Below are 18,392 nucleotides of genomic sequence, written 5' to 3' on the forward strand. Positions count from 1 at the left end.
GTGGTGCCCATCATTTTCGATTTGATGGACATCACTGTGACAGAGTCGGAAGCCAGGCCGGGTAGCCGCAAGGGACGCCCGAATTATGATCGCGAGTTTCGACGCCGGCTTGCGGCCGCGGCATGTGAGCCTGGTGCGTCGGTCGCGAAGCTGGCGCGGGACAATGGCATCAATGCAAACATGCTGTTTACCTGGCGGCGTCGCTATCGCGAGCAATTGCAGGCGGAAACGACGTGCCTGATTCCAGTGGCGGTGGTTCATGAGACGCCGCCGCAGCGCGTGGCGATGCCCCCAGATGCAAGGGACGTCTGCAACCGGACTGCACGAGCCGGGACGATCGAGATCCGGTTCGGTGACGTGGTAGTCAAGGTCAACGGCGTTGTCGACGCCGACACGCTACGCGTCGTCCTGGGGAGCGTGCGATCGTGATCTCTCTACCCACGGGTACACGCGTCTGGCTGGTGGCAGGCGTCACCGACATGCGCTGCGGGTTCCAGGGGCTGGCGGCAAAGGTGCAGACGGCGCTCGAGGACAATCCGCTGGGTGGCAACGTGTTCATCTTCCGGGGCCGGCGCGGCGATCTCGTGAAGGTCATGTGGGCGACCGAAGACGGGCTCTGGCTTCTTGCGAAGCGGCTTGAGCGTGGTCGCTTCGTCTGGCCACACGCCGATGGCGGCAAGGTCCATCTGACGGCGGCGCAACTGTCGATGTTGCTCGAAGGCATCGATTGGCGGCAGCCGCGTCGTACGGCTGCGCTGTCGATGTTGTAAACCGCGAGGAAGGCTCGTAAACTGCGCCACATGTCGAACGGCGCTGAACTTCCTGACGATGTTGCAACCCTGCGGGCCTTGCTGGTCGAGGCGCGTGCCCAGCTTGCCGAGCGCGATCTGGAGATCGGGCAGCTCAAGGCGCAGATCGACAGGCTCAAGCGCATGCAGTTCGGACGCAAGTCCGAGCAGTTGGACCGGGAGGTCGCGCGGCTCGAAACCGCGCTCGAGGACTTGACCGGTGAGCGTGGTGTCGCTGACGTGCGACGCGCCCACGAATCAGGCGCGAGCACGCCTGTGGGCGACGCATCGCCGAAAGAAGCGCTGCCGCCGCATCTGCCACGCGAAGAACGCGTACTCGACGCCGACGCGACCTGCCCGAAGTGCGGCAGCGCCATGCAGCCGCTCGGAGAAGACGTGTCCGAGCAGCTCGCCCGCGTCGCGGCAATGTTCAAGGTGATCCGCACGATCCGGCGCAAGACGGTCTGTCCGTGCGGCCACCACTTCTCGCAGCCGCCCATGCCCGGCCTGCCGATCACGCGCAGCATTGCCCATCCGAGCCTGCTGGCCGACATCCTCGTCTCGAAGTACGCTGACCACGCGCCGTTGTACCGGCAGTCGCAGATTGCCGCGCGCGACGGCGTGAAGCTGGATCCGGCCAGCATGGGACGCTGGGTCGGCCAGTGCGAGGCCCTTTGCGTGCCGCTGACCGAGGCACTGCGCCGCTACACGGTGGCACCGTCGAAGCTGCACGCGGATGACACGCCGATCCCGGTGCTCGAGCCGGGCAGGAAGAAGACAAGGACCGGGCGACTGTGGGTGTATGTGCGCGATGACACCCGTTCGGGCTCGACCGAACCGGCCGCGGTGTGGTTTGCTTACTCGCCCGACCGCAAAGGCATCCACCCCCAGACCCATCTCGCTGGATTCGAGGGCATCCTGCAGGCCGACGCCTACAGTGGCTTCAACGAACTGTACGAGAGCGGCAAGATCCGTGAAGCTGCATGCTGGGACCACGCGAGACGGTACCTCTACGACGTGCATGCCCGAACGCCTACCGAGGCGACCCGAGAGGTGCTCGAACTGATCGGTGGACTTTACGGCATCGAGGCGGACATCCGTGGCAAACCCGCTGCTGAACGGCTGTGCCTGCGGCAGGAGAAAAGCGTGCCGCTGCTCGCGACCATCAGGACGTGGATGACGGACAAGCTCGCAACGCTGTCGAAGAAATCCGAACTGGCCAAAGCGATCCGTTACTCGCTCAACCAGTGGGACGCGCTCGCGCTGTACTGCGAAGAGGGTCGTGCTGAGATCAGCAACGCCCTGGCCGAAAACGCGCTGCGCTGTGTGAGTCTGGGCCGCAAGAACTTCCTGTTCGCCGGCTCCGACAGCGGAGGCGAGCGGGCAGCCGCGATGTACGGTCTGATCGGCACATGCAAGCTCAACGGGATCAACCCGCGCGCCTACCTCGAATACGTCCTGACCCATATCGCTGACCATCCCATTAACCGCATCGACGAACTGTTGCCCTGGAACGTGGCCACGAAGCTGCCTCGGCAGTCTGGCCCATCGGCGTCTGCTGACACGTAACCCGATTCCCGATCATGCCTCACGCGGGCGCCGCGTTGCGGACGGCCGTCGCGAGGTGCTTACCACTCATCGCACTGGCACGGCGACGCTGCGACGTCCTGTTCGCCATGCTGCGAGACGGCACCTTTTACGAACCCAAGTCAGCCCCTAACGCTTGACGAACCACATAGGGGCACCCCCCGCATGAGCAGCAGCTCATTATTGTTGGCAGTTCCTTGAACTACGCATGGTAAGCGTCCGACGCCGGTCTCCAGGGACCGGATTTGCGCCCTGCCCTCATCTCACGATCAAGTGCAGTAGCCCGCCGTGCCTCCTTTATCTACACGGTTTTTGACAGGAATACGGCTGTGTCACATTCAGATTCGATATTAATTTCATTAAATTCAATTGGTTAGAGTGAATTTTGTGCTTCACATCCCTCGTTAAATGAAACGAGGCCTCGACGGTCCCGCGCTGTTAAGTGTTCCTGGTAAATCCGTTTGAATTTCGCTAACCTGGCGCCTTCATGATGCCGGGGTAGCGGATGAAGTGTGTGGTAGAGCTGAGCGAAGCCGAAGAAATGACGTTGCAGCAGTTGTCGATCAATCACATACATCGGGACACGCGCACGCGAGCGGCGGGCCTGTTGCTGCTCGGGCGCGGGATCAAACCCAAGGTCATCGCCGGGCAGCTTGGTGTGAGCGGACAAAGCGTCTACAACTGGTCGCATGCGTGGCGCGACAGTGGCGTGTGCGGCCTGATCGGCGGTCATAACGGTGGTCGCCGACCGGCGTTGTCCGAAGCGATGATCGCCACGGCCCTCGAGGTGGCGCGAGCCGAGCCGTTGACCCTGGCCCAGATTGCGCAGCGCGTGCAAGCCATCCACGGGGAACCGCTGCCATGCCAGATCGAAACGCTCGGTGCAACGCTCAAGCGCGAAGGTTTCTCGTTCAAGCGCAATCGCTACACGCTCAAAAAAAGCGCAACGAAGAGGCGTTCCGGCTGAAAGCGGCCACGCTCGCGAAGCTGCAATGTGCCGCGCGCGACGGGCAGTGCCGGCTGTTCTATCTGGACGAAGCAGGTTTTCGCGCAGCACCGCCCGTTCAGCGAAGCTGGTCACCACGAGGTCTGCCCCATGGTGTCGAGCCCAACTGCCATTGCAGGCGCAACGTAGCCGCCGCGCTGAACTTCGGCGAGAACAGTTTTATCTACGCCGCGAGCGCCACGACGGTGAAGGGCCCCGATGTCGTCGAATTTCTCGACTCGATGATCCGGCAGGGCGATGGCCGGCCCACTGTGATCGTGCTCGACAATGCGAGCGTCCATCACAGCATTGATCAGGACACGCTTGACCGCTGGTTTCGAACATAAAGCACTGCTCTTCTATCTGCCGCCATACAGTCCCGAACTCAACCTCATCGAGATTGTCTGGAAACACATGAAATATCACTGGCGCCGCTTCGTCACCTGGACGAAGGAAACCATCGACGCCGAACTCGCCGAGCTGCTATCCGGCCATGGCTCCAAATTTCAAGTCAATTTCTCGTGAACACTTATGTATCGAAATGGTGAAGCGCGAAGTACGCTGTCCCGGTCCGTAGGGCCGCACTCATACGCGACACCTAGCGGCCGACTTCGCGTGACTGGCCGTGGTAATCTCCAATCGGCAAATGGCGCCCCCTCTGTCCGACTCACGTGGCACTTCCGTCGGACTTTTGAATCGTGAATGCGGGATCCGAGCAATTTGGCAGGGAGAAGTCGGACTTTGGTGCGACTTGCGCCACTCATCTTGCGCCACAGCCCACTGCGCGGACGAGGATGAACTGATTGGGACCGCTGCTGTGTCGGCTCGAGTCCTGCCCACCTGCAAGCCCCAATGAGGGGCGCGCGCTGAATCTCGGCTACACGACGCCAGCAGGAGTTTGGGGCAGCCAGGGCGAGCGGTGTAAGCAGGCGCACGAAGATGCCGCACCAGGGTGTGTTGACTTTCGTGCATTACTGTGCCAGCATACGCACCATCGCCGTCTTGAGTTCATCTCTTGACTTAATCTGCGGAATGAATCTGAATCCTTGAGCGCCGCTTCCCGGCACTCGTCGCATGAACGATTGATGTCCTTCGGTCGACTCTAAAGTCAGTTGTGGTCGATTATTGGCCCAGAGCGTGTCAAAACGGGCAGCGACTGGGAATTAACGAAGCCTGGCTTGACGCAGGTCTCGACTTTTCGATTGCGGCGATCCGAGCGTCAAATCACAGCGAAAGTATTGCGAAGGCGCAGCACCTCCCAACAGGGCTCACGCCCGCATCGCTGTCATCAACGCTTCTGAACCGAGTAGCTTGATCACCCGCTTCATGTTGTACGCAAGCACGTGCAAGCTCATTTCTGTGCTCACCCGCTCGATGGTCCGTGTCAGGAAATGAGTGGCGCCCATCCATGCCTTGATCGTCCCGAACGGATGCTCGACAGTCTGTCGCCGGATGCGCATCATCTCAGGCGCATGATCAAGTCGCGCCTGCATCTCATCGAGAACATCTTCGTGTTCCCAGCGTGCCACGCGACGTTGAGTGCCTGGAGTGCAATCCCCCTTTAGTGAGCATTGCTGGCAATTTGAACTCCAGTATTTACTGATCTTCAGACCGCGCTCAACAGTTGAGAATCGCCAGATTAGCCGCTGGCCCGCCGGGCACCGATATTCGTCCGTCTGTGCGTTGTAAATGAAGTCATCCTTGCCGAAGCGGCCATTAGCCGTTGCGCTCGATGTCACCGGTTTCGGAACGAGCACGCTTATTCCAGCCTCATGGCATGCGAGTATTTCCTCGCTCTTGTAGTAGCCCCGGTCCGCAACTGCAGTGAGCTTGTCCACGGCCATCTCTGTACGGGCAAGCTTCGCCATTGACGTCAACTGATCACGATCGATCCCATCATTGATAACGACGTGCGCGACGATCAGGTGGTGCTTTGCGTCAACTGCAGTCTGCACGTTGTAACCAACAACCCCCGTACCTCGAGTCTTCATCGAACGGGCATCTGGATCCGTGAGCGATACCTGTTTGTCGGGTGCTGCGTTGAGTTGGACCTCGATCTCCTTGAGGCCTCGCATCTGCTCCTTCAAGGCCGCAATCTTGTCTTGCAGTCGCTCCGTCCTGACCTTCGCGATTGCAGGCTCCTGACGATCCGCTGTGTCCATCGCCTCAAGATAGCGAGCAATACTTGACTCGATGTCGCGCATGCGTCGTTCAAGCTTCGCGCTCGTGAAGTTACGGTCACGGTGGTTCACCGCCTTGAACTTGCTGCCGTCAATCGCAACGATCGCTTCGGCGAAGAGGTCCAGACGCTGGCATAGCATGACGAACTGACGGCAGACGCTACGGATCGCTTTGCCGTTGTCTTTACGGAACCGCGCAATGGTCTTGAAGTCCGGTGCAAGGCGGCCTGTAAGCCACATCAGTTCGACGTTGCGCTGGGCCTCGCGTTCAAGGCGGCGGCTCGACTGAATACGGTTCAGGTAACCGTAGATATAGATCTTGAGCATCACCTCGGGGTGATACGACGGCCGACCGGTCAATGCTGGTTCGACGCCTTCAAACCCAAGCTTATGCAGATCAAGCTCATCGACAAAGACATCAACTACGCGCACGGGATTGGTGTCCGTCACGTAGTCATCGAGAGCTTCAGGGAGGAGAAAGCTTTGCGTACGATTGTCGCCTTGAACGAACCGTTTCATCTTGCTCATCCTTCGCTATCGGATGGCAAATTTTAGCGCTCCAAAATGCGTTTTGACACAATCTGGGCCACACACTGCTCATCCAAACTCAATTTATTGTTCCCTGCCCGTCCAGGTTCGACCGGGCTCGGCGCAACCATTTCTCCTTGTAAATCCCTCTCCGAGCGGTCCTGTGCTTTAGGGGGCCCACATTGGCACCGCTTCTGGCGACTTCAACCGGCAAGGTCTACCCGCGCACATTGCGACGCGGGCAAAGTACCGGCCGCTCTTCAGTGAAGCGTGCCGGGGTCGTCGCCCCTGAGCCAACCAGGAGTCCAGAATGGACAAGAAGCCGCCCAGGAAGCGGAACCGCCGAAAGGTAACCGATCGGCCGGAAGTGCGCGCCGTTTTGGTGAAAGCACATTACTTGAAGCTGACGTCGAAGCACGCAAAGGCCTACTCCTATCAATATGTCGCCGGCATGATCCTCCGGGAGACAGACATTAAACTGAGCCGGATCACGGTTCAAAGGGGCCTCATCGATCACAAGCTTCACAAACCGTGGCGGCGGAAAGACTAAAAAGCGCCCCCCAAGTTTGAACTAGCGTCACCCCTCTCCGCCGCTTCTGCGGAGGGGGATTTTTTTCAACGAGCCAACGGGAACGCGTCTGCCTGTCAAGCGCTCAAATAGAAAACCCGATCAAGGCCGTTGGCGCATCGCGTCAACCGATTTCCCGGAATCACTCACCTGGCCGGTGCTGCCAATCCCTGCTGCAATCACTTGTCACGCGAAGCACGTTGAGCTCGAAGATATCGAATAATCGTAAGCGCTATTTAAAGCACACCGGATCGTCAGATATGGGGGAGAACAGGGGTTCGAGCCTGTCTATTTTTTCCCCAGTTGTTTCACGCCATGCGCAGCAGCGTCGAATTGGCTGCCCGTCGGTCGAACAGTTCGGCGTCGAAGTCGTCGCCCGCCCATGTTCTATAACTCTTCGCTTCGTCGCCTTGTTCCAGACTTAGAACGGGCAACATCTCTGCATATCCGTAGGTGCCACCCACGTCCTCGGGCGGGCAGGCACGTTCTCCAGCACCAATCCACGCCTCGCTGTGCGGCTCATAGTCGGTTTAAGTGACTTCTTCCACGTGAATGTCATGATGCCAGTCATCGCCAAAGTCATATCGATAGAGGAACCGGTGTCCCGGGTATGCAATCCGGCATAACCGCGCCTTGCGGTCATCGAGCATTTCGGGATCTTCAGCAAACAGATCGAGCATGTTGTCGTTGTCGCCCATCGCGTAAGTCCGTCCGTCGATCTCGAAGTCATTGGAACGGCCCCGTCGAAAACCGGACACGAGGTAACGCTTAAACTTTAAGGTAGTCTTCCGCCTATGCGCCTATGTTTAAGCCTAGCTCCCATGTAGAACCCGTTGAGGTTCTGACCCAGCCGGAACAGCGCCGGCGCCGCTCTGTCGAGGAGAAACTCGCGATAGTGCGTGAGACCTTCGAACCCGGAGCGAGCGTTTCCGGGGTAGCCCGTCGCCATCAGGTGAATGCGAACCAGGTGTTCGCCTGGCGCAAGCTGTATCAGGATGGCAGCCTGTCAGCCGTGAGTGCCGGCGAACAGGTGGTGCCAGCCTCCGACCTGGTCGAAGCGACGAAGCAGATTCGCGAACTCCAGCGGCTGCTGGGCAAGAAGACCATGGAAGTGGAAATCCTCCGCGAAGCAGTGGAGTACGGCCGGGCAAAAAAATTGATTGCGCGCTCACCATTGCTGCCGGGGGACGACCGATGAAGACGGTCTGTGAAGTCCTGGGTGTGTCGCGCTCTAATCTTGCGGTCAAATCGAAGCGCCCCGCCGAGTGGGTCGACCAGCGCAAGACGCCAGCCCTGGACGACATGCCGCTGGTCACCGAGCTTCGGGGGCTGGTTGCCGAGCTGCCCACCTACGGCTACCGGCGTGTGTGGGCGCTGCTGCGGCGAAGCCGGGACGCGCAGGCCCAACCTCGCGTTAATGCAAAACGGGTTTATCGGGTCATGCGTACCTACGGCCTGCTACTCGAGCGCCGGCCTTGTCATGCCCAGTCCGCACGCCGGCACGACGGCAAGGTCGCGGTGGAGCGAAGCAATGCGCGCTGGTGCTCGGACGGCTTCGAATTCCGTTGTGACGATGGTGCGCCATTGCGCGTCGTCTTTGCATTGGACTGCTGCGACCGCGAGGCCATGAGCTGGGTGGCGAGCACGGGCGGCTACACCGGTGACATGGTGCGTGACGTGATGCTTCAGGCCGTCGAGAACCGCTTCCACGGAGCGCTGAGAACCGACAATGAAATCGAGTGGCTTAGTGACAACGGTTCCTGCTACATTGCCGACGAGACGCTGACGTTCTCGCGGGCAATCGGCCTGAAGCCCGTCACGACACCCGTCAGAAGTCCGCAGAGCAACGGGATGGCCGAGAGCTTCGTCAAAACGATGAAGCGCGATTATGTCTCGTGGATGCCCAAGCCTGACGCCAGGACGGCGCTGCAAAACCTGGCCATCGCGTTCGACCACTACAACGAATCGCATCCGCACAGCGCTCTGAAATACCGCTCGCCACGCGAGTTTCGCCAGCAAGCAAATTCACTAACCTAAGCGTGACCGCGTGTCCGGTTATGCAGGGGCGAGTCCAGTCATGCAAATGCGAGTCGGTCCATCCAAAGGCGGCTTGCAGGATGTGATGCAGCTTGCGCAAGGTGATGTTGCCGTCGACATGGATCCGTCGCGAGACAGGCGGTTCGATGTCACGGATCTGCGCGTGAAGTGTGTAGATGGTGTAGGACTTGGTCATGGATTCGTGCAAAGCATCGTATTGGACGCGGGCAGGATTCGATTATCGCCTGCCTTCGCACCGGCGACCGTGTCTGCAAAGAGCCAGGCCTTTCTTCCTGTGCAGAAGGGGCGGATGTCGCGCTCGATCCAGTTATGCCGACTCCCCGATTATGCCGCGTCATGCATGCGCGTGACGGTGGGTAGCTTCCGACTGTCTGGTCGTGACTGCGGTGTTTTTGCGTTAGCGATACAGACCGAGCCACGGCGGTCGGCAACACTTCCGCTTGCCTCGATGTCACCGTGAGAAATTCAGACCCGATGATCAGACACGGTCGATGTCGCGAAGACCCGAGCACGCGGGCTGTTGACTTCTGGCCTGGCTGAAAGTCGCGGACCGCCGCCGCGAACTACGGACTTGCAACTTGCTTACGCTGGCGGCGATAAGGCGGATGATCATCGCGAACCCACTTCCGGCTAAAGCGTGGCGGCGAGCCGCGCCTGCAGCTCCGCCGGCACTTCTATGCCGCGCACAATTCGGGTCACGTTTATAGAAAAGCAGGCTTTGCGACACGTAGAGTGACCCCACTGCTGTTAGCGCCGATGTAAAAATGACCCACCTCGCCGAAGTAAACCTGACCCACCTCGGGGGAGCAAGATGGCGGCTTTTTGCCGTCGATGCTAAGTCAGGAGCAAGCAGTGGAAATCAAGGTGTTGGCAAGACGGGGAATGGGCGTGCGAGAGATAGCCAGGCAGATGGGCATCTCGCGCAATACGGCGCGTCGCTATCTGCGCGACGAACAGGCCGGGCACTATAAGCCGCGCGAGCCACGTGCGACGAAGCTCGAGCCGTTTAAGAGCTATGTGCTCGAACGCGTGGCGGCAGCGCGGCCGCACTGGATTCCAGCGACGGTGTTGCTTCGCGAGTTGCGCGAGGCCGGCTATGAAGGTGGCATCAGTCAGCTGAAGGCATTTCTCGCGCCGCACAAGCGAGCCGAAGCCGAGCCGGTGGTTCGCTTCGAGACGGCGCCTGGCAAGCAGATGCAAGCGGACTTCACGGCCATTCGCCGGGGCCGCGCACCGCTGTTGGCGTTGGTGGCCACGCTCGGCTACAGCCGTGCGAGCTTCGTGCGCTTCACTGCTGGCGAGGATGCGACGACGCTGTGCGAGTGCCTGCGCGAAGCGTTCTTCCACTTCGGTGGCACGCCTGAGCAAGTGCTGTTCGATAACGCAAAGTCGGTGATTATCGAGCGCGATGCTTTCGGCGAAGGCCAGCATCGATGGAATACGCAGTTGCTCGCGCTGGCGGACACGTACGGCTTTACGCCGAAGGTATGTCGCCCCTATCGAGCCAAGACCAAGGGCAAGGTCGAACGTTTTAACCGCTATTTGAAGGAGAGTTTCGTGGTACCGCTGGCCGCTACCCTCAAGCAATCGGGCCTTACGTTGGATGTCGACGCCGCGAATGCGCACATCGGACGTTGGCTTACGGAAGTCGCCAACGTGCGCGTTCATGCGACGACACGCGAGCGTCCGGCAGCGAGGCTGATGGTTGAACAAGCGGCGTTGCTGCCGCTACCGGCCACAAAGACGGCCCCCTTCCCGGCGACGCCTCGGCCGCGTCGCGTATTACCGCGCGAGAGCTTGCAACATCCGCTGGCGGTCTACGACGCGTTGCTGGAGGTCGCCGCATGAATCTGCAATACGAACGCATTGCCGGCCTATGCACGCAGCTCAAGCTCGACTGTGTTGGCCGCGACTGGGGCTCGCTCGCGCAGCACGCTGCAACGCGCGATGCGAGCCTGGCCGACTTCCTCGAGCAACTGCTGACGGCGGAGTTCGACGCGCGCGAAGAACGTAAGCGGCAGACGCTCACGAAGCTCGCGTCGCTGCCGAGCGTTAAGACGTTGGAGCAATACGACTTCGGCTTCGCCAGCGGCGCACCGCGCGCGCAAATTCAGGAGTTGGCGAGCTTGGCGTTCATCGAGCGCGCCGAGAACGTCGTACTGCTGGGGCCGTCCGGCGTCGGCAAGACGCACATCGCGAGTGCGCTGGCCTATCGTGCGACCCAGGCGGGCATCAAGACGCGGTTCATCACGGCCGCTGACTTGATGATGCAACTGGCAACGGCGCGGCAGCAGAACCGGCTGAAGGAGTTCTTCAATCGAGCGGTTGTCGGGCCCAGACTGCTCGTGATTGATGAAATTGGCTATTTGCCCTTCGGGCGCGAGGAAGCGGACCTGTTCTTCAACGTTGTCGCCAAGCGCTACGAGCGCGGCGCCATCGTGTTGACGAGCAATTTGCCGTTCACGCAATGGGCCTCGGCGTTCGCCGACGACCAGACGCTGACGGCCGCAATGCTCGACAGGCTGCTGCATCACGCGCACATCGTGCAAATCAGCGGCGAGAGCTACCGCTTGAAGGACAAGCGGAAAGCGGGACAAACGAGCACGCGGGCGAGCGCGAAGGCAGCCGCGTGATAGGGGCCCGGGTGGGTCAGTTTTACTTCGGCGATTCGTCGAAAAGTGGGTCAAATTTAAATCGGCGTTGACAGATTGTGCCTTTGAAGGCTGAATGTGCCATCGCCAGGACTTGAATGTGCCATCGCCAGGCCGTTTTCTGGGGTTGAGCCTTGTGGATATCGTAATTTCCCGGAAGCTACCAGTGGATTGGGAATTCGCTGAGAGCCTCATCCAGTAAGGGATTACGGGCCATCCGGCCTACGGCTCCCGAGCCTGGCGATCGACGGCACATGAGTGCAAAAAAGCCGGTTGCCGAACCGAAAAGACAGGTAAATTCCGGTAGCCCGGTTTTTGCCCTGGCGATGGCACATTCAGCCCTGGTTTGTCGCGTGCTTCTCGCTCCGTCTCAGTCGCATTATTCCCCGGAAAGCCTTATAGACAGGCGCGTTCAGCGCCCAACTGACGATGGCACAGCTCTCGTGTTTTCATCGAATTTTCAAAGATTGAGGAGCGCGTGAGGAGCCATTTTTGCCCTAACGACGGCACATTCGGGTCCTGGCGATGGCACATTCAGAAAAAAACCATGTGCGATCATGGACTTACGGTGTCTGATTGGTCGCCCTGGATCTCTGTTTTCGGGGTTTACGTGGGCAGTTGGTGTAGATCCATGCGTCGGAAAAATATTGCCCGTCAGTTCCATATGTTGGCGCAATCTGCGCTAATGCTTGCTGGATAAGACCGTGAGGTCGGCGACCCAAGCCATCTGGCCGCTGGATTTGCCTGGCGATAGCACTATCGCGCCATCACGATGCAACATGCAGACATCCTTGGGATGTTCACTGCCAGCTAATGCTGCCCGGACCATCTGCTCTCGAAAGAGAGTTGAATGACGTGGCGTTAAATTCGCCCGTCACTCTTGATCCGGGGCGATTCAACCCAACATCGCATCTCGAACTGAATCGGCCGATCTCCCGAAGATGCCCAACAAGAAAAACCATCGTTCATTGCTTCAGCCATCGGCGGCAGCACATTCAAAGGCGCTGTTACTCCCTATGCCGCGAAAGGAGGCGTCTGATCTCGTGCTCCGCGCCCGGATCGCGCTTGAGCGTCTGCGCAATGGCGAGGCGGACCGATCGCTGATCAACCTGGTCATGCAGGTCACGCTCATCGCGAGCTTTATCACCCGGGCAGGACACGGAAAGCTTAATATCGAGGTCCTTGAAAACGTTAGGCGTGGTCTCGAAGATATTCTCGTCGAGGCCGATGCCACCGGGACGTGGAATGTTCCCGAAGCGCTAGTCAACGGCTTGACTGCCGTGATCAACGAGTACGACCGCCAGATCTGCGTAACGCGTATGGAGATCCTGGTCCGGGCGAGCGATCACCTGGAAAGGCTTGTTCACCAGGCAGCACGCGATACCGGCGCCGCAGACGGCCACCTCCGGATCGCACGCTAACCCTTGACGGTCACCCGAGCAAGGTGTTGCACTTCAAATTTGATCGCGCCGGGAATAAACATCGACCAGGCCATGCGCTTACGGTCGGCCAGTGAATGAATATGCGTGCGGGAAAGACTGGCGATCGACAGACTTCACGATTTGCTAGCAATGCGCGGGAGCGCACATAACGGACAGATCGGCAACCGAAAATCGAGCTTTTGCTGGCATGCCACGTTACACTGCCGTCGAAACCATATACATCCCCGCCCCTGCGTACACTGAAGGCGCTGTTGCAAACAGGTCCTCAAACGGTAAATCATGGAAATGCGCGTCAGTTATGAACACAGCCTCGCGTCGTCCCCCAACGAGTTCATCGTTCAGGTACCTTCGCAGCTCGTGAGCGATGTTCCCACCAGCGTTTCGCGGGCTTTGCTGGCTGAGTACGTCGCCAACCTGATCATTGAGCGGTCGCCGACCATCGGGAAGATTCGCAATCTCAGGGTTCTTTAGGCTGCTCTCATTGCGATTTTTACGCGCTGGTAACTGGAGCTCAGGCCCCGGATTCCGGTGGTTAATTCACCGTCAGTCTTCCCCGTTGCGAGCAGCGCCAGCTCGCTCATCGCGGAGCAACAGCGAAGGGCCGGGTCCTGGACGCGGCATACCCACGTATCGAAGAGTCTCAGCCCGTGCAAGGACGAGGCTGCGCTGCGAAAAACATGCTCGCAGCCCCGTCGGTTGCTACCTATGCCTCAGCAAGGGTACTCACGACCGCGGGTGCCGTCTGCGACGCCGCAGCTTCGACCGGAACTGCCGACTTCACTGATCCCTTGGACGTACGCGACTTTCGGGACGCCGCTGGCCTGGCGTCGCCAGTCTTCGGCGTGCTCGTTCTCGCCGGTGCGGCGGCTTTTTTCACGGGCGCCTTCTTACCCGCCGGCTTTACTGCTACCGCCTTTTTGCCCGTGGCTTTCTTCGCAGCCGTCTTGCTGGAAACGATTGCTTTGCCGGCGCTCGCCTTCGGAGTGCCTGCGGGCTTCGAGGCTGTTGCGATCAGGAATTTCGTCCGGTCTTTTGCGCTGGCGATCCACGCCGGTGCCCGACCACGACCGCTCCATGTCGCTCCTGTCTTCGGGTCCTGATACATCGGAGGCTGCGGTCCCCGTACGTACTTGCCAGCTTTTCGCGCTTTCTGCGGCGTCGTTGCTGACTTCGCCGTAGTCCCCGTAATCAGGAATCGGTTGCGGTCTTTCGCATTAGCCATCCAGGCCGGCGCTCGACCGTGGCCGGTCCAGGTCGCACCCGTCTTTGGGTCAGCATACTTCGCAGCCGATGCTTCCTGTTTCGCTGGCGCGGTTACGCCATGTTTGCGACCACGATGTTTGCCCGCAGACGCTTCGATATCAGCAATGGTTAGCGCATGCTGTTGCATCAGACTCCGGATCTTCCCAATTACCCGTGCGGAATCTCTTGCCACCACTGCTGCTGCCTGGGCCTGCAGTTTTGCGATTTTTGCCTGAACGGATTCCAGCGTAGCCATGTTTTCTTTTCCTTTGGATAAGGTTGTGCGCCGCACTATGCCATAGTGCCCAGCGAATACAAATACAACAACCTACATTACAGCTGCTCGCGAGCTAATGCACGTCAGAGATGGTCGGCCCTGGCTGACGGGATATCGGAGTATTCTAATTGCCACCGTGAATGAGTTCCGAATTCAGCGCATGCTCAAATAACGTAATGATTCAATTGAAGGAGAGTTCTCACGCCCCAGGCACCAGGTACGGCAGTTTCTCTTGAGGCCTTCATTCCACTTGCTCTGAAGATGCGGTATGCGTCGAGGCCAATGACGAAGAACCAATAAAAAAAGCCCGTCTGAAAGCGGGCTTCCGTGGATCTGGACACTCTCCTCAGGCGGCTGCATCCTTCAGTTTCTTCAGCGGACGCACTCTCAGACGGACAGTCGCCGGTTTGGCATCAAACCAGCGCTCCTCGCCCGTAAACGGGTCCTTGCCGAAACGCTTCTTCTTCGCCGGAACCTGCTGCACGCCAATCTTCAGCAGGCCCGACAACGTGAACTCGCCCGCCCCTTTCTTACGGTTGGTCAGTAAAAAGTGTGGGTGGATGGAGGCTCGGGGAGCGTGCCAAGTGCATGATAGAGCGCGATTTCCGTGGCTCTGAAGGTTCGGAAGCCGTACGCTTTTCTCATGGTGACTTTGGCTTTGTTGTTCAACCCCTCGATGACGCCGCTGGAGAACTGTTTTCGTGCACGGAAGTAGTTGAGGATCAGCTCCCGGTGTGTGCGCACCGTCCGGGCGAACTTCTTCATCGGCTCGATACGTGAGCGCATTACCTGAGTGCACCACTGGTCGAGGAATTTTCCGGCCCACACGGGCGAGATGTAATCCCAGAGTTGCAGGAACTCTTCTTTGAGCAGATAGGCTCGCACGCTGCGCAGGTTGTACTGAAGCAAGTCACGCAGACGAACGCGTTGCTTACCGGTGAGATTCTCGCGCCGCTTGAGCAGGCACCAACGGGATTTCTTGAGCACCGACTCGTAGCCGTCGCGAGTCATGCGCCGGGCCTCGTCGGCACGAACTTCGTCGATGGCCTTGTTCATCCTGGCGACGATGTGAAAGCGGTCGAGGATATTCAGAGCGTTCGGGCAATGACGCGCGATCATCTCCAGGTAGGGTTGCCACATGTCCGAGCACACGAATTCGACCTTCTCACATAGCGGCTTTCCGATCATGGCAAAGAACTTCGCGAAACTCTCTTTCGTGCGCTCTTGTCCGACGCAGAGCAGTCGCGTATAGCCGGCCTCGATCTGGTAGACGAGCGTGAGGTATTGGTGTCCGCGGCCATACTGGATCTCGTCCACGCCGAAAGCGCGGATCGTGCCGAGCTCGCGATGGCTCAGCCCCCAGTCGACGACCCATTCCACTGCGTTGAAGACCTTCTCCCAACTGGTTCGGAAGCTCTGTGCTGTTTCTTTCCAGGACAGCTTACGCGCCCATTGCGCCAGGAAGATCATGTAAGCGCGGGTGAGCGTGTGCTTGCCGTTGGCCCACGGCAGCGCTTCGACCTTCACGCCACAGGCACGACAATCGACGCGTCGCATGGTATAGAGCAGAAACACGGCAAAGCCCCAGACGGGGATAAACTCGAAGCGGCGCTGTGTGAGCGAGTCGTAACCCCGCGCAGGCCGGTTACAGCATGAGCAAATCGGCTTCGAACCCTTGCGCGGCCGAACGTCGATCTCGATGGATTGAGTTGTCTCGCACAGCCGCGCCCCTTCATATACAAAGCCGGGAAAATGATGACAGGCGTTAAGCAGACGGGTCAGCAACATGGTTAGCAAGCCCAGAACCGGCAAGGACAAAGCCGCCATTGTCCCCGAACAGCAAGCGCTTGCGCAGTACGTCCCAGATCTGCATAACTGGCCTGCGTCGTGGCAAGTCGACGACGAAGATATTCCGACTGGACAGGCAATCGTGGCCATACTCACGCCTTTCCTTGAGTATCTCCTAACCTTGGGATACGCACGCAACACATTGCTTCGGCACCGCGATCACATTTGGATGCTCGGCGGCGAAGTGATCCGGCGCCGCCATGAAGATCCCGATCTCCTTACTCTTCCAGTGGTAACCCTCCTCGACAAACTCATCGAGGAAGACGGCGGCCCCCTCATCTGGCCAGCGATCTCCGAGTCCGCACAAAATACCTTTGATGCAACTTGTCGCAAGCTCTATCAGTATCTGAATCAAGCTTCACTTGGCTAGCCGCGAACACTAATTCACCCACAGATTCCGCCGACGACCCTTTCTTATGAACGGCGCCGAGGATGGTGTTTTCGAGTGCGGCGAGCACCGCCTTTGCCTGCTTCGGCTCAACACCGGCTTGCGTCGCAACATGAGTCGCAAGCGACGCCTTTGAACTGCTCTTTCAGGGGCTTGGGCGTCGCGTTTGCGGCAGCCGTCTTCTTTTCCGGCGCTGCTTTCTTCGCTGCGGGTTTCGTTGCAGCCTTCTTCGCTGCAGACTCTGCGGTCTTCTTTGCCATTGAAATCCTCTTTCGGTTTTTTGAGAACCGCTTAAGACGACCCACGACGCTGCGCGTTACTGCGCCGTCTTAAGGTGGGCCCTAGCGTAGCAATGGTTGTTTCTCCATGCAAGGAGATGAACCCTTTAAACAGGGCGCTTTCTGATTTCAGCCGCAGTATTTGCCTGAGGTTGAGTTTGACTCCAGCCGCAAACGCGGCGATTCAGGCAGAGGCAGATTCGACGATCCAACAACAAGTGCTCTTCATCGGCGACCGCCGGCAAAGGCCAATGCACGATCATTACGCCGTCGACGGATCGATGCCTGGTCACTGCGGGAAGGCATCATTTGGACGCCCTGCTGCCGGAATGGCGCGATGCGAGCTGCCGGACATGGCGGCTTCTGTCAGTGAGAAAACAATGTCCGCGTCGGTTAGGCCTTTCAACCGCCGGAGCGCCCGCTGTCCGGCAGGGTGGGATGGTGTGCCTCTCCCATTCGCGGCGGGTCTTCGCTAACTCGTCAGCAAGCAACTGCTCGTCTGGAAGTACAGTGTGGTACTCAGGGGCGAGCACCTTGTTGGGCAGGCCGTCAAGCGCATAGCGCGCGATAGCCGCGTTGGTTCTTGAATACAGGATCAAGCCGACCGGCAGGTTTTCGCCGGGTAGCGTCCAATGCTCCTTGGCATGATTGAGCTCGGTCAGGTTCAGATCGATGATCACAAGACATCGCAGGCGCCGATGGAAGAACCGCAGGCCGACGCGGAATCAGCTGTCACCGATTCTCAACCTTCTCTGCCGTCCAACGAACGTGAAATCACCGCCCAGTTCGAGCACGAAGTCTTCCAGGCGATGGATCAACGCTTCTTCCAGGTCACTTTCGGAATATTCGTCCTTCAGGTCAGAGGAACTCGAGTATATACGGGTCCTTGATCGCTTCCTCAGCGCTCACTGCTTCGCCCGGCTTCGCGACAGCGCCCTTTTCGAGCATGGCACGCCTGTTTCTGGACATTAACGTACGCGTGTAAAACTGACTGCCAATCTGTCGTTCAAGCTGCCGCACGCTCCAGCCACCTCGCAAGGCATCCGCTTCGCAGAACGCCCGCTCTTCAGACAAACGCGTCCGTCGTGTTAGCCTCACGTAATGCGTCCAGGACAGCGGCAACGTCGGCCAACTGCTCCAGCTGAAAAATCCGAATCGGTAATTCGGATTTTGGCGTGACTACACGGGTCCGCGATTTCCGAATCACTCGTTCGGAAATCTCGCCTGGCTGGAAGGCCAGGGGAAACCGGCGCATCAACCCGAGATCGTCGGCATCGAAGCCACGTCCAAACAGCCCGGTAAGACTGATCGACACGCGTGGCAGGACTGCCTGACCATACGCCGCACGCTCCTGTCCCCCTTGCTGCGATTTTACAATCCGCCGGCCGACCAGCCCGCGCCTGTCGCCGAAAGGCGTTGGAATGCGTGGCAGTGCAATGACCGTTAGTTGCATTGGCTGACCTTTACTGCTGTGCGTCCGCCGTCGTCCCGATGAGGGTTCCATGCAAAGCATGATTTTCTATCGTGAAATACAATTTTTCCGGGCAATAATCTAGAATAAGTCATGTGCGT

The 18,392-nt window shown here is 59.0% G+C and carries 18 protein-coding genes and 5 pseudogenes; 12 read left to right on the forward strand and 11 right to left on the reverse strand.

Going from position 1 to position 18,392, the window contains the following annotated elements; all coding sequences use genetic code 11:
* The first annotated feature begins 36 nt into the window (after positions 1-36).
* From tnpA to OKW44_RS02560, 5 genes and pseudogenes are all read left to right on the forward strand, one after another.
* Positions 37-429, forward strand: coding sequence for an IS66-like element accessory protein TnpA (gene tnpA / locus OKW44_RS02540; protein WP_280783331.1), 393 nt, complete (start codon positions 37-39; stop codon positions 427-429).
* Positions 426-770, forward strand: a complete 345-nt coding sequence (tnpB, locus tag OKW44_RS02545) for an IS66 family insertion sequence element accessory protein TnpB (protein ID WP_026225368.1) — start codon at positions 426-428, stop codon at positions 768-770. Before tnpA ends, tnpB begins: the two co-directional genes overlap by 4 nt.
* A 30-nt stretch (positions 771-800) precedes the next feature.
* Entirely contained in the window at positions 801-2,357 is a 1,557-nt protein-coding gene (gene tnpC / locus OKW44_RS02550) for an IS66 family transposase (protein WP_429409394.1), read from the forward strand.
* Positions 2,358-2,880: 523 nt separating this feature from the next.
* Positions 2,881-3,342, forward strand: a complete 462-nt coding sequence (locus OKW44_RS02555; protein ID WP_018420548.1) for a helix-turn-helix domain-containing protein — start codon at positions 2,881-2,883, stop codon at positions 3,340-3,342.
* Positions 3,237-3,885: pseudogene (locus OKW44_RS02560) on the forward strand (IS630 family transposase). The gene OKW44_RS02555 and the pseudogene OKW44_RS02560 overlap by 106 nt, the downstream one beginning before the upstream one ends.
* Positions 3,886-4,628: 743 nt before the next feature.
* On the opposite strand, the gene OKW44_RS02565 reads toward OKW44_RS02560, so the two are convergent.
* Complete coding sequence (locus OKW44_RS02565) at positions 4,629-6,059, reverse strand: IS1182 family transposase (protein ID WP_018420545.1); 1,431 nt, start codon at positions 6,057-6,059, stop codon at positions 4,629-4,631.
* Between the two features lie 319 nt (positions 6,060-6,378).
* Here OKW44_RS02565 and OKW44_RS02570 point away from each other — a divergent pair, with 319 nt between their 5' ends.
* Positions 6,379-6,618, forward strand: coding sequence for a hypothetical protein (locus OKW44_RS02570; RefSeq protein ID WP_018420544.1), 240 nt, complete (start codon positions 6,379-6,381; stop codon positions 6,616-6,618).
* A 326-nt stretch (positions 6,619-6,944) separates the two neighbouring features.
* On the opposite strand, the pseudogene OKW44_RS02575 reads toward OKW44_RS02570, so the two are convergent.
* Positions 6,945-7,394 (reverse strand): annotated as a pseudogene (locus OKW44_RS02575) (plasmid pRiA4b ORF-3 family protein).
* 137 nt (positions 7,395-7,531) lie between these two features.
* On the opposite strand from OKW44_RS02575, the gene OKW44_RS36960 reads away from it, so the two are divergent.
* Positions 7,532-7,834: a transposase gene (locus tag OKW44_RS36960; RefSeq protein WP_503129138.1), complete on the forward strand. Its 303-nt coding sequence runs from the start codon at positions 7,532-7,534 to the stop codon at positions 7,832-7,834.
* A gap of 669 nt (positions 7,835-8,503) precedes the next feature.
* On the opposite strand, the gene OKW44_RS36965 is transcribed toward OKW44_RS36960, so the two are convergent.
* Positions 8,504-8,830: an IS1096 element passenger TnpR family protein gene (locus OKW44_RS36965; protein ID WP_503129137.1), complete on the reverse strand. Its 327-nt coding sequence runs from the start codon at positions 8,828-8,830 to the stop codon at positions 8,504-8,506.
* 89 nt (positions 8,831-8,919) lie between these two features.
* A pseudogene (locus OKW44_RS02590) lies at positions 8,920-9,006 on the reverse strand (IS66 family transposase); the annotation flags it as partial.
* A gap of 519 nt (positions 9,007-9,525) precedes the next feature.
* On the opposite strand from OKW44_RS02590, the gene istA reads away from it, so the two are divergent.
* The 4 genes from istA (at position 9,526) to OKW44_RS02610 (ending at position 13,258) form a co-directional block, all read left to right on the forward strand.
* Complete coding sequence (gene istA / locus OKW44_RS02595) at positions 9,526-10,542, forward strand: IS21 family transposase (RefSeq protein ID WP_026225817.1); 1,017 nt, start codon at positions 9,526-9,528, stop codon at positions 10,540-10,542.
* Positions 10,539-11,327: an IS21-like element helper ATPase IstB gene (gene istB / locus OKW44_RS02600; protein WP_018420540.1), complete on the forward strand. Its 789-nt coding sequence runs from the start codon at positions 10,539-10,541 to the stop codon at positions 11,325-11,327. Before istA ends, istB begins: the two co-directional genes overlap by 4 nt.
* Positions 11,328-12,286: 959 nt before the next feature.
* A complete protein-coding gene (locus OKW44_RS02605; RefSeq protein WP_239499088.1) occupies positions 12,287-12,766 on the forward strand; it encodes a hypothetical protein in 480 nt (159 codons plus the stop codon).
* 300 nt (positions 12,767-13,066) lie between these two features.
* Positions 13,067-13,258, forward strand: coding sequence for a hypothetical protein (locus tag OKW44_RS02610; protein WP_018420538.1), 192 nt, complete (start codon positions 13,067-13,069; stop codon positions 13,256-13,258).
* 232 nt (positions 13,259-13,490) lie between these two features.
* Here the strand turns inward: OKW44_RS02610 and OKW44_RS02615 are convergent, their stop codons facing one another.
* The 3 genes and pseudogenes from OKW44_RS02615 to OKW44_RS02625 form a co-directional block, all read right to left on the reverse strand.
* Complete coding sequence (locus OKW44_RS02615; RefSeq protein ID WP_026225816.1) at positions 13,491-14,285, reverse strand: H-NS histone family protein; 795 nt, start codon at positions 14,283-14,285, stop codon at positions 13,491-13,493.
* 367 nt (positions 14,286-14,652) lie between these two features.
* A pseudogene (locus OKW44_RS02620) lies at positions 14,653-14,844 on the reverse strand (HU family DNA-binding protein); the annotation flags it as partial.
* 2 nt (positions 14,845-14,846) lie between these two features.
* On the reverse strand, positions 14,847-16,094 hold the full coding sequence (locus OKW44_RS02625) for an ISL3 family transposase (protein WP_018420535.1): 1,248 nt from the start codon (positions 16,092-16,094) through the stop codon (positions 14,847-14,849).
* On the opposite strand from OKW44_RS02625, the gene OKW44_RS02630 reads away from it, so the two are divergent.
* Complete coding sequence (locus OKW44_RS02630; protein ID WP_018420534.1) at positions 16,093-16,524, forward strand: hypothetical protein; 432 nt, start codon at positions 16,093-16,095, stop codon at positions 16,522-16,524. The genes OKW44_RS02625 and OKW44_RS02630 overlap by 2 nt on opposite strands.
* A gap of 107 nt (positions 16,525-16,631) precedes the next feature.
* Here the strand turns inward: OKW44_RS02630 and OKW44_RS02635 are convergent, their stop codons facing one another.
* The 4 genes and pseudogenes from OKW44_RS02635 to OKW44_RS02650 form a co-directional block, all read right to left on the reverse strand.
* The gene (locus OKW44_RS02635) at positions 16,632-16,802 is read right to left on the reverse strand and encodes a hypothetical protein (RefSeq protein ID WP_429409399.1); all 171 of its coding nucleotides are present in this window, start codon (positions 16,800-16,802) and stop codon (positions 16,632-16,634) included.
* A 323-nt stretch (positions 16,803-17,125) separates the two neighbouring features.
* Positions 17,126-17,638, reverse strand: a pseudogene (locus tag OKW44_RS02640) (PDDEXK nuclease domain-containing protein).
* Positions 17,639-17,678: 40 nt separating this feature from the next.
* On the reverse strand, positions 17,679-17,918 hold the full coding sequence (locus OKW44_RS02645; RefSeq protein WP_429409401.1) for a hypothetical protein: 240 nt from the start codon (positions 17,916-17,918) through the stop codon (positions 17,679-17,681).
* Positions 17,887-18,273, reverse strand: coding sequence for a DUF1016 N-terminal domain-containing protein (locus OKW44_RS02650; RefSeq protein ID WP_026225813.1), 387 nt, complete (start codon positions 18,271-18,273; stop codon positions 17,887-17,889). The genes OKW44_RS02645 and OKW44_RS02650 overlap by 32 nt, the downstream gene beginning before the upstream one ends.
* Between the last annotated feature and the right edge of the window lie 119 nt (positions 18,274-18,392).

It is taken from the genome of Paraburkholderia lebeckiae, assembly GCF_050436325.1.
GTDB classification, from domain to species: Bacteria; Pseudomonadota; Gammaproteobacteria; order Burkholderiales; family Burkholderiaceae; genus Paraburkholderia; species Paraburkholderia tuberum.